General features: G+C 70.5%; 12 protein-coding genes and 1 tRNA gene. 10 read left to right on the top strand and 3 right to left on the bottom strand.

The genetic code is table 11. The features are described 5' to 3' along the window. Nucleotides 1-141: 141 nt before the first annotated feature. Nucleotides 142-570: a VOC family protein gene (locus ACQKIP_RS23765; RefSeq protein ID WP_365857644.1), complete on the bottom strand. Its 429-nt coding sequence runs from the start codon at nucleotides 568-570 to the stop codon at nucleotides 142-144. Between the two features lie 267 nt (nucleotides 571-837). Here ACQKIP_RS23765 and ACQKIP_RS23760 point away from each other — a divergent pair, with 267 nt between their 5' ends. Beyond that, the gene (locus tag ACQKIP_RS23760) at nucleotides 838-1398 is read left to right on the top strand and encodes a hypothetical protein (RefSeq protein ID WP_365857646.1); all 561 of its coding nucleotides are present in this window, start codon (nucleotides 838-840) and stop codon (nucleotides 1396-1398) included. 38 nt (nucleotides 1399-1436) lie between these two features. Here ACQKIP_RS23760 and ACQKIP_RS23755 read toward each other — a convergent pair. After that, a tRNA-Arg gene (locus tag ACQKIP_RS23755) sits at nucleotides 1437-1509 on the bottom strand. 308 nt (nucleotides 1510-1817) lie between these two features. Here ACQKIP_RS23755 and ACQKIP_RS23750 point away from each other — a divergent pair. The 4 genes from ACQKIP_RS23750 to ACQKIP_RS23735 all read left to right on the top strand — a co-directional run bounded on the left by ACQKIP_RS23750 (nucleotide 1818) and on the right by ACQKIP_RS23735 (nucleotide 7762). Next, nucleotides 1818-3485, top strand: a complete 1668-nt coding sequence (locus ACQKIP_RS23750) for a dynamin family protein (RefSeq protein WP_365857648.1) — start codon at nucleotides 1818-1820, stop codon at nucleotides 3483-3485. Nucleotides 3486-3490: 5 nt separating this feature from the next. Continuing rightward, complete coding sequence (locus ACQKIP_RS23745; RefSeq protein WP_365857650.1) at nucleotides 3491-5383, top strand: YfjP family GTPase; 1893 nt, start codon at nucleotides 3491-3493, stop codon at nucleotides 5381-5383. Between the two features lie 163 nt (nucleotides 5384-5546). Then, nucleotides 5547-5966, top strand: coding sequence for a single-stranded DNA-binding protein (locus ACQKIP_RS23740; RefSeq protein WP_365857652.1), 420 nt, complete (start codon nucleotides 5547-5549; stop codon nucleotides 5964-5966). Between the two features lie 332 nt (nucleotides 5967-6298). Then, the gene (locus ACQKIP_RS23735; protein ID WP_427744002.1) at nucleotides 6299-7762 is read left to right on the top strand and encodes a Cys-Gln thioester bond-forming surface protein; all 1464 of its coding nucleotides are present in this window, start codon (nucleotides 6299-6301) and stop codon (nucleotides 7760-7762) included. Nucleotides 7763-7832: 70 nt separating this feature from the next. Here ACQKIP_RS23735 and ACQKIP_RS23730 read toward each other — a convergent pair whose 3' ends face one another. Further along, a complete protein-coding gene (locus tag ACQKIP_RS23730; RefSeq protein ID WP_365857656.1) occupies nucleotides 7833-8975 on the bottom strand; it encodes a helix-turn-helix transcriptional regulator in 1143 nt (380 codons plus the stop codon). A 147-nt stretch (nucleotides 8976-9122) separates the two neighbouring features. Here ACQKIP_RS23730 and ACQKIP_RS23725 point away from each other — a divergent pair, with 147 nt between their 5' ends. The 5 genes from ACQKIP_RS23725 (at nucleotide 9123) to ACQKIP_RS23705 (ending at nucleotide 13745) form a co-directional block, all read left to right on the top strand. Continuing rightward, entirely contained in the window at nucleotides 9123-9545 is a 423-nt protein-coding gene (locus ACQKIP_RS23725) for a VOC family protein (protein WP_365857658.1), read from the top strand. A gap of 94 nt (nucleotides 9546-9639) precedes the next feature. Further along, complete coding sequence (locus ACQKIP_RS23720; RefSeq protein WP_365857660.1) at nucleotides 9640-10803, top strand: winged helix DNA-binding domain-containing protein; 1164 nt, start codon at nucleotides 9640-9642, stop codon at nucleotides 10801-10803. 131 nt (nucleotides 10804-10934) lie between these two features. Next, complete coding sequence (ettA, locus tag ACQKIP_RS23715) at nucleotides 10935-12599, top strand: energy-dependent translational throttle protein EttA (protein WP_365857662.1); 1665 nt, start codon at nucleotides 10935-10937, stop codon at nucleotides 12597-12599. A gap of 7 nt (nucleotides 12600-12606) precedes the next feature. Beyond that, nucleotides 12607-13062, top strand: a complete 456-nt coding sequence (locus tag ACQKIP_RS23710; RefSeq protein WP_365857664.1) for an acyl-CoA thioesterase — start codon at nucleotides 12607-12609, stop codon at nucleotides 13060-13062. Further along, nucleotides 13059-13745 (top strand): hypothetical protein, encoded by a 687-nt coding sequence (locus ACQKIP_RS23705; protein WP_365857665.1) that lies wholly within the window; start codon nucleotides 13059-13061, stop codon nucleotides 13743-13745. The genes ACQKIP_RS23710 and ACQKIP_RS23705 overlap by 4 nt, the downstream gene beginning before the upstream one ends. Nucleotides 13746-13814: the final 69 nt, after the last annotated feature.

Below are 13814 nucleotides of genomic sequence, written 5' to 3'. Positions count from 1 at the left end.
GCCTACGCGCGCGTGCCGGCCATCACCCCGCGGAGGCCTGCGGTACCGAAGGGGGCGTACGGGGAACTGCGGCTGCCGGAGGCGCGGTAAGGGGGCCGGGGGCCCTCCAGCCGAGCCCACGGGTCAGTCGACACAGAACTCTCAGTCGACACAGAACTCATTGCCCTCGATGTCCAGCATCGGTATGCAGGAGTCATTGCCGTCGTACAGGGTCTGCACGTGTACGGCGCCGAGCGGGACGAGCCGCGCGCATTCGGCCTCGAGCGCGGCGAGTCGCTCCTCACCCACGAGCCCGGTGCCGACCCGCACGTCGAGGTGCACCCGGTTCTTGACGACCTTCCCTTCGGGAACCCGCTGGAAGTACAGCCGCGGGCCGACCCCTGAGGGGTCATGACAGGAGAACGACGCATCCCGCTCCTCGGCCGGCTGCGAGGCCTTGAAGTCGTCCCAGGTGGCAAACCCCTCCGGCGGCGAGGGCACGACATACCCCAACACCTCGCACCAGAAGCGAGCGAGGCGCTCGGGTTCCGCGCAGTCGAAGGTGACTTGGAACTTCTTGATCGACGTCATCGGCTCACCGTATGCGGTGGCGGCCGAGCGCCGCGGCGGATGGCCAGATCGGAGGGGCAGCCCGGAGAGGGAGCCCGTAGGGACAGATCGAAGGGGCATTTAACGACCCGACCACTGTCATGTCACGAACGTGTCTTGAAAACGATCAAGGAGCAACTGAGGCGACCACCTCGCCCGTCTGGCATGACAGAACTCAACAAGGACGAACAGTCCCCGCTCGCTCCCAGGAGCGACAGCCCCACGCAGACGCGAAGGACAGGCACCACCATGCGCACTCGGAAGATCTCGGCACTGACCATGACCGCCGTGGCCCTCAGCCTGGCACTGACGGCATGCAACAACGACGGCGCCGACAAGGCGTCCTCTCCCGAGAGCTCCGCGACCAGCTCGTCGGCGACGGCCACGAAGACCCCGAAGTCCGACGCGACCACCGCGGACGGCAAGCAGTCGGGCACCCCCGCCAAGTCCGACGCGAAGTGCACGGACCAGCTGGACTACGCGGGCGACCCGCGCCCCAACGCCGAGATCAACTCCATCGGAACGGACACGGGCACCTGCCCGCCGGTCCAGAAGTCCCCGTCCGACACGAAGTGCACCGACCAGCTGGACTACGCGGGCGACTCCCGCTCCAACGCCGAGATCAACTCCATCGGCGCAGACACGGGCACCTGCCCCGCCCCCCAAAAGCCCGAAGCGGCCACGGGCACCCCGAAGAAGCCCGGCGTGAAGTGCACGGACCAGGTGGACTACGCGGGCGACACGCGCCCGAACGCAGAAATCAACTCCATCGGCGAAGACACGAACACGTGCCCGCCGGTCAAGAAGTAAGCCCCCCACACGCGTCACCGCAGGTGAGAGGCCATGTGCGCCCCCGGCAGGACTCGAACCTGCGGCCAAGCGCTTAGAAGGCGCCTGCTCTATCCACTGAGCTACGGGGGCCGGATGGTGGCCGGTGGCCTGGAGCCCGGGTGGGGACGAGCCGTGACCTTGCCGGGGACAAGGATAGGGCTCCCGGGTCCTTGTCCCTGGTGCTTCGCCTCCGAGGCGCTATGTGGAGGTTCAGTGAAGCGGTCCTGATAATCGCAGGCAGGTGCGAATCCCGCATCGCTTTTGGCGCCTCACGCCTCGGGTGTTGTGCACTCGTTATGCCTGCGCCCCAGTCGCCCCTTCCGTCCCAAGTGTCCGATCGGCGCGCAGGTAGTGCCCATATGCTTCAGAATGCCGTCAAAATTGGGCATTCTTCACATGTGGTGACCTTGGACGTACGGCCTCAACTGCTCGACGCACTCTCCGCCCTGCGCGAGCGTGTCGCCGCCGCACGCTTTCCGCTCCCCCTGGTGGGGGCGCCACGCGCGCGTGCCAACCGGGACGAGCTCCTTGCCCAGCTCGACGACTACCTGGTGCCCCGCTTGCAGGCACCCGAAGCGCCGCTGCTCGCCGTGATCGGGGGTTCCACCGGGGCGGGCAAGTCGACCCTGGTGAACTCCCTCGTGGGGCGGCGGGTCAGTGAGGCGGGGGTGCTGCGCCCGACGACCCGCACTCCCGTCCTCGTATGCCATCCGGAGGATCATCACTGGTTCGCCGACATGCGCGTACTGCCCGACCTCACGCGCGTGTGGGTGCCCCGTCCGGAGCTCTCTGGCCAGGGAGACGAGGGGGACGACGGGAGCGAGGGGGACGACGGCCGGGGCGACGACCTGCTGCCGACCGGGTCCGACGGCGAGCGCGCGCTGCGCATCGAGACCTCGCAGACCCTGCCCCGGGGGCTCGCGCTCCTGGACGCCCCCGACGTCGACTCGCTCATCTCCGACAACCGCATCCTGGCCGCCGAGCTGATCTCCGCCGCCGACGTCTGGGTCATGGTGACCACGGCGTCCCGGTACGCGGACGCCGTGCCCTGGCATCTGCTGCGTACCGCCAAGGAGTACGACGCCACCCTCGTCACCGTCCTCGACCGGGTGCCGCACCAGCTGGTGGCCGAGGTCTCGCGGCAGTACGGAGCGCTGCTCGACAAGGCGGGCCTGGGCGACGTGCCGCGCTTCACGGTGCCCGAGCTGCCCGAGTCCGCGGGCGGCGGCGGGCTGCTGCCGTCCACCGCCGTCGCGCCGCTGCGGGCCTGGCTCACCCACCGGTCCCAGGAACCGGGGGCCCGCGCACAGGCCATCGCACAGACGGCGTACGGCGTCATCCAGTCCCTCAACGTGCGGGTCCCGGAGCTCGCGGGCGCCGTCGCCATGCAGTACGCGGCCGCGCTGCGGCTCACCTCAGCGGTCGACGAGGCCTACGAGTGCGAGCACGCGCGCGTGCGGGAGCGTCTGCAGGCGGGCGCCGTCCTCGCGGGCGACGCGCTGAAGCGGTGGCGCAGCTACCCGCTGGACTGCGGCGCCGGCGAGCTTCTGGACGCCGTCGCCGAAAGCCTGGAGTCGCTGCTGCTGTGCGCGGTGACCGCAGCCGACGAGCGGATCGACGAGGCGTGGCGGCGCGAGCCAGCCGCCGCCGCGCCGGGGCTCGGCGACCGCGACCGGGACGCGGAGAGCGCCGAGCACCGTATCGGCATGGCGGTACGGCGCTGGCGGCGCGTCCTGGAGGAGTACGCCGAGGAGGAAGTCCGCGGACTCGACGGGGTCGAGAAGAACTTCCTGCCCGACCCCGAAGTGGTGGCCGCGCTGCTCGCCACGGCCCTGCTCGGCGGGGGCCGCGGGCGCTCGGCGGGCGAGACGCTCGCCGAGCGGATCGGCGCCCAGGGGGCGCTCCGGTTGCGGGACCGGGGCGGGCGCCTGCTCACCAGCTACCTGGAGAACGTCCTGGGCGCGGAGCGCGAGCGGCGCCTCGCCCCGCTCGACTCCCTGGACGTGAACCCCGAACCACAGGCCGACCTGATCGCCGCGCTGTCCGTACTGCAGAAGGAGAGGTGACCGCGGTGACTGCCGTCACTGATCACACCGAACACGAGGGCCGCCCTGAGGGCGCTTCCCAAGGCACCGGAGCCGCCGGAGCTGCCGAGGACACCGAAGCCGCGGTGGGTTCCGAAGGCGTCTGGGACGACGGGCTGATCGCGCGGCGGGGCAGCGGCACGCGCGTGGACGCGGCGCAGCGGGCCGGTGACGGAGGCGGCGCCGACGCGTATGCCCCTGCGGAGAGCCCGTCCGTGGCGCCCTCCGGTACGCCATCCGGAGCTCCCTCCGGTAACTCTTCCGGTGTTTCGACCGCGTACGAAGGGCCCCTGCGGGCCCGGCTCGACGCCCTGCGGGAACTCGTGGGGCTCTCCCGCACCCGCCTGGACAGCGCCACGCTCGCCGAGGCGGGCCGGGTCCTCGACGAGGCCGCGGCCCGGCGCAGGCTCTCCGGCCGGCACACCGTCGTCGCCATCGCGGGCGCCACGGGAAGCGGCAAATCGACGCTGTTCAACGCCCTGGCCGGGGTGACGATCTCGGAGACCGGCGTCCGCAGGCCGACCACGGCTGCCCCCATCGGCTGTAGCTGGACCGACGGCGCCGCGGGACTCCTGGACCGGCTCGGCATTCCCGGACGGCTGCGCAGGCGTCCGCTCCAGGGCCCCGACACGCGCGCGCTTGAGGGGCTCGTACTGATCGACCTGCCCGACCACGACTCGGCGGTCGGGGAGCACCGGGCGCACGTGGACCGGATCCTCGGGCTCGTCGACGCGGTCATCTGGGTCGTGGACCCCGAGAAGTACGCCGACGCCATGCTGCACGAGCGCTATCTGCGGCCCATGGCGGGGCACGCAGAGGTCACGTTCGTCGTGCTCAATCAGGTGGACCGGCTGCCGGGGGACGCCGCCGACCAGGTGCTCGACGATCTGCGGCGGCTGCTCGACGAGGACGGCATCGCGCTCGGCGAGCACGGCGAACCCGGCGCCATCGTGCTCGCCCTCTCCGCGCTGACCGGCGACGGCATCGGCGAACTCCGCGATTCGCTCGGCCAGTTCACCAAGGAGCGGGGCGCCGCCGCCCGGCGCATCTCCGCCGACCTGGACGCGGCGGCCGACGAGCTGTGGCCCGTGTACGCGGCCGGGGCCGGATCGAGCAGAAGCAGGGGGCGGATCGGGCTCAGCGAAGAAGCGCGCGAGGACTTCGCCGACCGGCTCGCGGACGCGGTGGGCGCGGCGGCTGCCGGGCAGGCCGCCGAGCGGGCCTGGCGGCGCCACGCGGGCAAGGCGTGCGGGACGCCGTGGCTGAGGCTCTGGCGCTGGTACGAGGCCCAGCGCTCGCCGCGGGGTGTCGGCTGGCCCGTGGGGGAGGCGCCGGCGGACGAGGAGGCCACGGCTCGCCAGCGCGTCGAACACGCGGTGCGCACGGTGGCCGACGAGGCTGCCTGCGGGCTGCCGCAGCCCTGGGGGCAGGCCGTGCGGGAGGCGGCGGTGCGCGGTGCGGAGGGGCTGCCCGAGGCGCTCGACCAGCTGACGCTGACGGCCGGGGTCCCGGAGGGGCGGCCTCCGCGGCCCGGCTGGTGGCCGGTCGCCGTCCTCGCCCAGGCGGCGATGACGATGCTGCAAGTCGTGGGCGGGCTGTGGCTCGTGGCGCAGATCGTCGGGATCGCCGTGCCGAATCTGGGCGTGCCGGTGCTGCTGATGCTGGCGGGCATCGTGGGCGGTCCCTGTGTGGAGTGGGCCAGCCGGATGGCGGCACGGGGCCCGGCGCGGCGCTATGGCGCGGACGCGGAACGGCGGCTGCGGGAGGCGGCTGCCGGGTGCGGGCGGGCGCGGGTCCTGGATCCGGTGGCGGCGGAGCTGCTGCGGTACCGGGAGGTTCGGGAGCAGTACGTGCGGGTGACGGGGGCGGCGGTGGGCTGAACGCCGGGTGGCCATGGCCCCATTCGGGTGAGGGAGTTTTCCACAACTGCCCGGTAGGACACAGGGCTCAGCGGGATTCTCCCGACCGGTCCACTCTGAGATCGACGCCGCGGGACCGACCGCCGCGGCAGCGGAAGCGGAGTGGACGAGGGAGGGGTTCGGCATGAACGAGACCTTGGTGACGGTGGTGGGGAACGTCGCGACGACGCCGGTGTTCCGGGAGCTGGCCTCCGGGCCGGTGGCGCGGTTCCGGCTCGCGGTGACGGCGAGGTACTACGACGCGGTGCAGAACGTCTGGGCGGACGGGCACACCAACTTCTTCACGGTGTGGGCGAGGCGTTCGCTCGGATCGAATGTGCAGGGCTCGCTGACCATCGGCGAACCGGTCATCGTGCAGGGCAGGTTGAGGGTGCGCGACGAGGAGCGCGGCGGCCAGCACTGGACGTCGGCGGACATCGACGCGATGACCATCGGCCATGATCTGTCGCGCGGGACGGCGGCTTTCCGGCGCGTGCTCAAGGCGAATTCGGCGCTGACGGAACCGGCGGCGGAGCGCGAGCCGGAGCCCGAGCCGGTGGGGTGATGGGCCATCAGGGAGTGGGTCTCCGGGCCGCCGGGGCGGGTGACCGATGTGCGGCTTATCGGCGAATGGGTGCCGTTGATTTGTCGATAAGCCCGGCTGGAAAAGGCTGTTGGCGATAACGATTCCGAGTCGGATCGGTTATCGAACGGCAGTACTGGGGACCGTTGTCTGCCGCTTCCCTAGGATGCCGGACGTAGCTCACGGGGCAGTTGGTAGTGGATGCCACGCAGGTGGCAGGTGATTTCTGCCCCTTTCAATCTGCTGGCGGGATCACCCCCCTCGAAGTGAACGGGTCCCGTCCGGAGGGGAATTCTGTGTCTTTTGCGCGTTCTGTGTTCTCTGCGTTCTCCGCGGTCTCTGCTTTCTCCGGGGGGCGTGCGTCCACTGCGCCGTCCCGGCGCAGACTGGGCGCTGCGCGCCTCGCCGTGGTGACGCTGGCGACCGGAGCCGTCGCGGCGGGCGCGATAGCCACCGCGGGTCCCGCCGCGGCGGAAGAGGCCCCGCAGAACCGGGGCGGAGCCGTCGCGACGCTGGGCGGGCTCCAGACGTACGGGCAGGCCGTGGTCCGTGACAACGGAACGAGCCAGCAGGTTCCCGCCGGGCTCTTCGAGATGTCCGTGGACGGCGGCGGCACCCTCCAGACGTACTGCATCGACATCCTCAACCCCACGCAGAAGGACGCGAAGTACCAAGAGACGGCCTGGAGCGGCACTTCGCTGAACGGCAACAAGAACGCGGGCAGGATCAGCTGGATCCTGCAGCACTCGTACCCCCAGGTGAACGACCTCGCCGCGCTGGCCCGCAAGGCGGGTGCACGGACCCTCACCGAGCAGTCGGCGGCAGCCGGCACGCAGGTGGCGATCTGGCGCTACTCGGACGGCGCCGAGGTGGAAGCGGTCGACCCGCAGGCCGAGAAGCTCGCCGACTACCTCTACAAGAACGCCCGCGGTGCGGCCGAGCCCAAGGCTTCGCTGACCCTCGACCCGCCCGCGGTCTCCGGGCACGCGGGGGAGCGGCTCGGTCCGGTCACCGTGCGGACGGACGCGGACTCCGTGTCCGTGACCCCGCCCGCCGACGCGGTGGCCGGCGGAGTGAAGGTCGTCGGCAAGGACGGCAAGCCCGTCACCTCCGCGGCCAACGGCAGCCAGCTGTTCTTCGACGTCCCCGAGGACACCCCGGACGGCTCGGCGGCGCTCTCCGTGCAGGCGTCGACCACGGTGCCGGTCGGTAGGGCCTTCACCTCCGAGACCCGGAGCCAGACGCAGATACTCGCCGGCTCCAGCGAGTCGATGGTCTCCGCGACGGCGAGCGCCACCTGGGCCGAGGAGGGTGCGATACCGACGCTGTCGGCGGAGAAGAACTGCGCCAAGAGCGGCGTGGACATCACGGCGGGCAACAAGGGCGACGAGCCGTTCTCCTTCCGCCTCATGGGGCTCAAGCACACCATCGAGGCCGGTACGTCGCGGACGGTGACGATCCCTCTGCAGGAGGACCAGCCCTACGACTTCACCGTCAACGGGCCGAACGGCTTCGAGAAGCGGTTCAAGGGCGTGCTCGACTGCAAGACCGAGGGCAGCACGATCGGCAGCAAGACGGAGCCCGTCTCCGACCCGAGCCCCGCGTCCGCTGGCGGCACCGGCATCAGCGGGGGCGACCTCGCGGAGACGGGCGGTTCCAGCGCGACGCCGATGATCGCCGCAATAGCGGTCGTCATGGTCGTGCTCGGTGCGGCGGCGATGTTCTTCCTGCGCAAGAAGAAGGACCCGGCGACCGCGGAGACGTCGACCGAGGAGTGAGGGCGCGCGCTCGTTCCGGGAGCGGGGCGGGGGTGTGCGGTGGCCCCGGCGGTCGCGGTCGGCCCGGCGGTCAGGATGACGTGGGGCGGGGCGCGTCCGCGGTGCCCGCGGTGCCCGCAGCGCTGGCGTAACGCGTGGCCAGTTCGGCGAAGGCGTTGGTCAGTTGTGGTGGACCGATGACGTGGATGCCGGTCTCGAAGTGGCCGATGGTGGCGGCGAGCCCGGTCCACGACCAGGAGCCGAGGGTGAGGCGGCAGCGGTCGGGGGCGAGTTCTTCGACGATTCCGTCCTGTACGAAGGGGGCCACGGCCTGCGCGGGGAGGTCGAGGACGACTTCGCCGCGGCAGGGCCAGTCAGTGGTGGAGCCGTCCGTCCCGCGGAACCGGCCGGTGATGAACGCGGCGACGTCGCCCCCGCCGTTGCCGCTGCGGACCCCTCCGTCTCCGCTGCCGTCTCCGCTGCCGTCCCCGCCGGGTAGGTCGCGCGGGGTGAAGCGCGGGCCGGTGGGGGTGCGGGGGTGCATCCGGTCGGCGCGGAAGACGCGCCAGTCGTCACGGTCGAGGTCCCAGGCGATCAGGTACCAGCGGCCGCGCCAGGTGACGAGGTGGTGGGGTTGTACCCGGCGGGGGCGTTCGACGGTGGCGGCGGCTTCGGGGCCGCGGCCGGAGTCCTCGCGGGCGGCGTGCTCGTGGTCGAACTGCCGGTGGTCGAGCTGCCCGTAGTCGATCTGCCGGTAGTCGAAGCGCAGTTCCTCGCGGGCGTGGATGGCGCGGCTCAGCTCGACGAGGACCTGCGGGTCGGCGGGGGAGGCGTCGCTGCCGGCCTCCGGTGCCCGGACGGCGGTGACCTGGAGCATGTCGATGCGCTGACGCAGCCGCGGCGGCATGACCTGGCGAACGGTGGCCAGGGCCCGTACGGCATCGTCACCGATCGTGCTGCTGGTGGCCGCGGACTGCAGGGCGAGAGCCAGGGCCACGGCCTGGTCGTCGTCGAACAGCAGCGGGGGCAGCTGCGAGCCGGCGTCCAGGCGGTAGCCGCCGAGGGGGCCCTTGAAGGCGCGGATCGGGTAGCCGAGATCCCGTAGCCGGTCGATGTCACGGCGCACCGTGCGCGGGGTGATGTCGAGCCGCTCGGCGAGGTCGTCACCGGACCAGTCGCGATGCGTCTGAAGCAGCGAGAGCAGTGCGAGCAGCCGTGCGGACGTCTTCTGCATGTCCACCACTCTGCCCGAAGTACAGGACACAACCTGTCCGCTACTCCTGGAAGGGTGGTTTCCAGAGCGCACCACCGAGTCGCCGCACCGTCGTACCGCCGATCCACGGCACGTACCCCAGCACCGCACGAGCAGCAGGAGAGAGCCATGCCCATCAAGACCACCACCCACCTGAACTTCCGGGGCGACGCGCGGGCGGCCCTTGACCACTACCAGTCCGTCTTCGGCGGTCGCGTCGCCGCCGTCACGTACAAGGACATGGGCAACGTGCAGAACGAGAACGAGGCGGACTGGGTGGTGTGGGGCGAGGTCGTGGGTGACGACGGCTTTCACGTCATGGCCTACGACGTGCCCTCTCACCTGCCCTGGAGCCAGGGCAGCAACCCGTTCTTCGTCTCGGTGCGCGGTGACGACACGGAGGAGATCAGCGCCCTGTGGCAGAAACTGGCGGAGGGCTCGACAGTGGTACAGCCCCTGGAGCCGTCGCAGTGGGCACCGCTGTACGGCATGCTCACCGACCGCTTCGGCGTGACGTGGGTCCTGGACGTGACGGCCCCGTACAACGGCTGACCCGACCCTGCCCCCAACGGCTGACCCGACCCTGCCCCGGTCCTGCCCGGCCCCTGCCCGGCCCACGAGCGAACGGCGACCCTGAAGCAATCCCATGACTCCCCCCAGGCACAACCCCACCCTCAGCCCCCGCGCCCTCAACCGAGCCACGCTGGCCCGCCAGCACCTGCTCGACCGCACCACCACATCGGTTCCGGAAGCGGTGGCGCACCTCGCGGGCATGCAGGCCCAGGAACCCCAAGAGCCCTTCATCGGCCTGTGGTCGAGGCTGCACGCCTTCACGCCCGACCAGCTCGACCAGGCGCTGACGGACCGGCAGGTCGTACGCACCCACCTGATGCGCCGCACCGTCCACCTGGTCACCGGCGAAGACGCGCTCGCCTGGCGCGCCCGCCACGACAACATGCTGCGCCAACGGGGGCAGGCCGCCTACCGGCGCGAACTCACCGGCATCGACCTCGACGAACTCGCCGCGGCGGGCCGAGCGGTCATGGCCGACCACCGGCCGCGCACCATGACCGAGCTGGTCCAGGCGGTCCGTGACCGCTGGCCGGACCCGCCGCGCCGCGCCCTCGGTGAACTCCTCGTGGCCGCCCTCATCCCGATGGCACAGCTTCCGCCGCGCGGTCTGTGGCAGCAGAAGGCAGGCGTACGGAACCTGCCCCTGGCCACCTGGCTCGGACGAACCGTCCCACCGCTACCCGAAGCCACCGCGCAGCCCGAAGCCACCCAGCAGCCCAAAGCCACCCAGCAACCCGAAGCCGAGGACCCGGTAGGCCGGCAACTGGTACGCCGCTACCTCGCCGCCTACGGCCCCGCCGCCACCGCGGACATCCGGGCCTGGAGCGGCCTGGCCGGTCTGCCCGCGGCGGTCAAGGCCATGCGGGACGAGCTGATCACCTTCCACGACGAACGCGGCCGCACCCTCTTCGACCTGCCCGACGCACCACGCCCGGCCCCGGACACCCCGGCCCCCGTCCGTTTCCTCCCGGCCTTCGACAACGCGATCCTCGGCTTCCACGACCGCAGCCGCATCATCGACGACGCCCACCTGGGCCTGTCCGTCGCGGGCCAGCGCGCGGTACTGGTCGACGGCCGCGTAGCCGCCACCTGGACGACAGACGCCCGCCAACTCCACATCACACCCCTGCGCCCCCTCACCTCCCCGGAGCGGAAAACCATCACGGCAGAGGCCCACACCCTGACCGCTTTCCTGGACCAGGACATCACCCGAGTCCAGATCAACGACGGTCAGTGACGGATCAATCACCGTAATGAGCAAGGAACGTCCAGGTCACGGGCCCCCGGCCATACTGGTTTCCTCCGGCGGGTAGCCGTCAGGCAAGATGGGGTGTATCTGCCCACTCACTGATTGCCGGACGGTTTCTCTTGGCTGAGTACATCTACACCATGCGCAAGACGCGCAAGGCGCACGGCGACAAGGTGATTCTTGATGACGTCACCCTGAGCTTCCTGCCTGGCGCCAAGATCGGTGTCGTGGGCCCCAACGGCGCCGGTAAGTCCACGGTGCTGAAGATCATGGCCGGTCTCGAGCAGCCGTCGAACGGCGACGCGTTCCTCTCTCCCGGGTTCAGCGTCGGCATCCTCATGCAGGAGCCGCAGCTCGACGAGTCGAAGACCGTCCTTGAGAACGTCCAGGACGGCGCCGCCGAGACCATGGGCAAGCTCAAGCGCTTCAACGAGGTCGCGGAGCTCATGGCGACGGACTACTCCGACGCGCTCATGGACGAGATGGGCAAGCTCCAGGAGGACCTGGACCACGCCAACGCGTGGGACCTCGACGCCCAGCTCGAGCAGGCCATGGACGCCCTCGGCTGCCCGCCCGGCGACTGGCCCGTCACCACCCTCTCCGGTGGTGAGAAGCGCCGCGTCGCGCTCTGCAAGCTCCTCATCGAGGCGCCCGACCTGCTGCTCCTCGACGAGCCCACCAACCACCTCGACGCCGAGTCGGTGAACTGGCTGGAGCAGCACCTCTCCCAGTACTCCGGCGCAGTCGTCGCGGTCACCCACGACCGTTACTTCCTGGACAACGTCGCGCAGTGGATCCTTGAGCTCGACCGCGGCCGCGCCCACCCCTACGAGGGCAACTACTCCACGTACCTGGAGAAGAAGCAGACCCGCCTCAAGGTCGAGGGCCGCAAGGACGAGAAGCGCGCCAAGCGGCTTAAGGAAGAGCTTGAGTGGGTGCGGTCCAACGCCAAGGGGCGTCAGGCCAAGTCCAAGGCGCGTCTTGCCCGTTACGAGGAAATGGCCGCCGAGGCGGACAAGATGCGGAAGCTGGACTTCGAGGAGATCCAGATCCCGCCGGGCCCGCGACTCGGTTCGATCGTCGTCGAGGTCGAGAACCTCTCCAAGGCCTTCGGCGACAAGGTGCTCGTCGACGACCTCAGCTTCTCGCTGCCGCGCAACGGCATCGTCGGCATCATCGGTCCGAACGGCGCGGGCAAGACCACGCTGTTCAAGATGATCCAGGGCCTCGAAGAGCCGGACTCCGGCAGCATCAAGATCGGTGACACGGTCAAGATCAGCTACGTCGACCAGGGCCGCGCCAACATCGACCCGAAGAAGACGCTGTGGGCCGTCGTCTCCGACGAGCTCGACTACATCAATGTCGGCCAGGTCGAGATGCCCTCGCGGGCTTACGTCTCCGCCTTCGGCTTCAAGGGCCCGGACCAGCAGAAGCCGGCCGGTGTGCTCTCCGGTGGTGAGCGCAACCGCCTCAACCTGGCGCTGACCCTCAAGGAGGGCGGAAACCTCCTCCTCCTCGACGAACCGACGAACGACCTCGACGTCGAGACCCTGTCCTCGCTCGAGAACGCGCTCCTTGAGTTCCCCGGTGCCGCCGTCGTGATCTCCCACGACCGGTGGTTCCTGGACCGAGTGGCCACGCACATCCTCGCCTACGAGGGTGACTCGTCGTGGTACTGGTTCGAGGGCAACTTCGAGTCGTACGAGAAGAACAAGGTCGAGCGTCTGGGTGCGGACGCGACCCGTCCGCACCGCGCCACCTACAAGAAGCTCACCCGGGGCTGAGACTGACATGAGTCGGCATATCTACAGTTGCCCCCTCCGGTGGTCGGACATGGATGCCTTCGGGCACGTCAACAACGCCGTCTTCCTGCGGTACTTGGAAGAGGCGCGGATCGACTTCATGTTCCGGCTCGCACCGGGGGACGGCAGCCCGTCGTTCTCGGGCGGATCCGTCGTGGCCCGTCACGAGATCGACTACGTACGGCCGTTGGTCCACCGGCACTCGCCGGTGACCATCGAGTCGTGGGTGACGAAGATAGGCGCTGCCTCGCTCACCATCTCGTACGAGGTCAAGGACCCCGAGCAGGTCTACGTGCGGGCCTCGACGATCGTGGTCCCGTTCAACCTGGAGGCACAGCGGCCGCGGCGGATCACCGCCGAGGAGAAGGCCGTGCTTCTGACGTTCATGGACGACTACGGCGACGACGGCGAAGTCACCGGAGGTTCGGAGGCGCTCGTCGCATGACGGCGCAGCTGCACTTCGCCGACGCGGGGGAGGCGGGCGATCTCGCCGCCTTCCTGGCCCGCCTCGTCCACTACGACAAGGCTGCCGCGGTCCGGTTGCAGGCGGCGGGCGACACGCTCGCCGTCTTCGGCCGGCCGCCGTCGTTCGAAGTGCTCGCCATCCGTACGGCCCGGCTCGCGAAGCCGTATGAGTACGGGCTCGACTCTTCGCTCGACGTGACCGTCTCTGCCGGTGAACTCCTTGAATCCGTGGGGGAGTCGGCGGAGTCCGTGGAGGCCGCCGGTCTGGCCTTCGTGCCGCAGGCCGTCACCGGGCCGCCGTGGGCCGGGGTCCTTCCTCCGCGGGGCGGCTGGCAGCCGCAGAGCGGGCTTCCGCCGGTGGACTCGGTGCGGGCGCTCGTGGCGGCCGCGGTCGCCGAATTCAAGGCACGGGTCGAGGAGTTGCCGCAGGAGCGGCGGATCCGGGCCGAGCTCGACCAGCTGGGCCGGGAGATCTGGTCGCGGACCGTCGCGGACACGGGGCTTCCCGTGCGGGCCGCGCATGCCGCGCAGGCCCTCGGATTCCTGCGGGGCGACTCGCTGGACCTGCTATCGTCCGGGGCGTGGCTGCGGCTGCGCACGAATTACGGGTCGATCGCCGTGCGCCGCGCGGGCGTCGCAGGGCTTACCGTCACCCCTGCTTAGGGGCGACTACGCAGGTACGCAAATGCAGCAGGCCCAGAGCGGGGCGGGCCCCCCGGGGGGGGGGCGGGG

The sequence above is a fragment of the Streptomyces sp. NPDC059900 genome, assembly GCF_050270335.1.
Lineage (GTDB): Bacteria > Actinomycetota > Actinomycetes > Streptomycetales > Streptomycetaceae > Streptomyces.
This window is presented reverse-complemented; position numbering and strand designations above follow the sequence as displayed.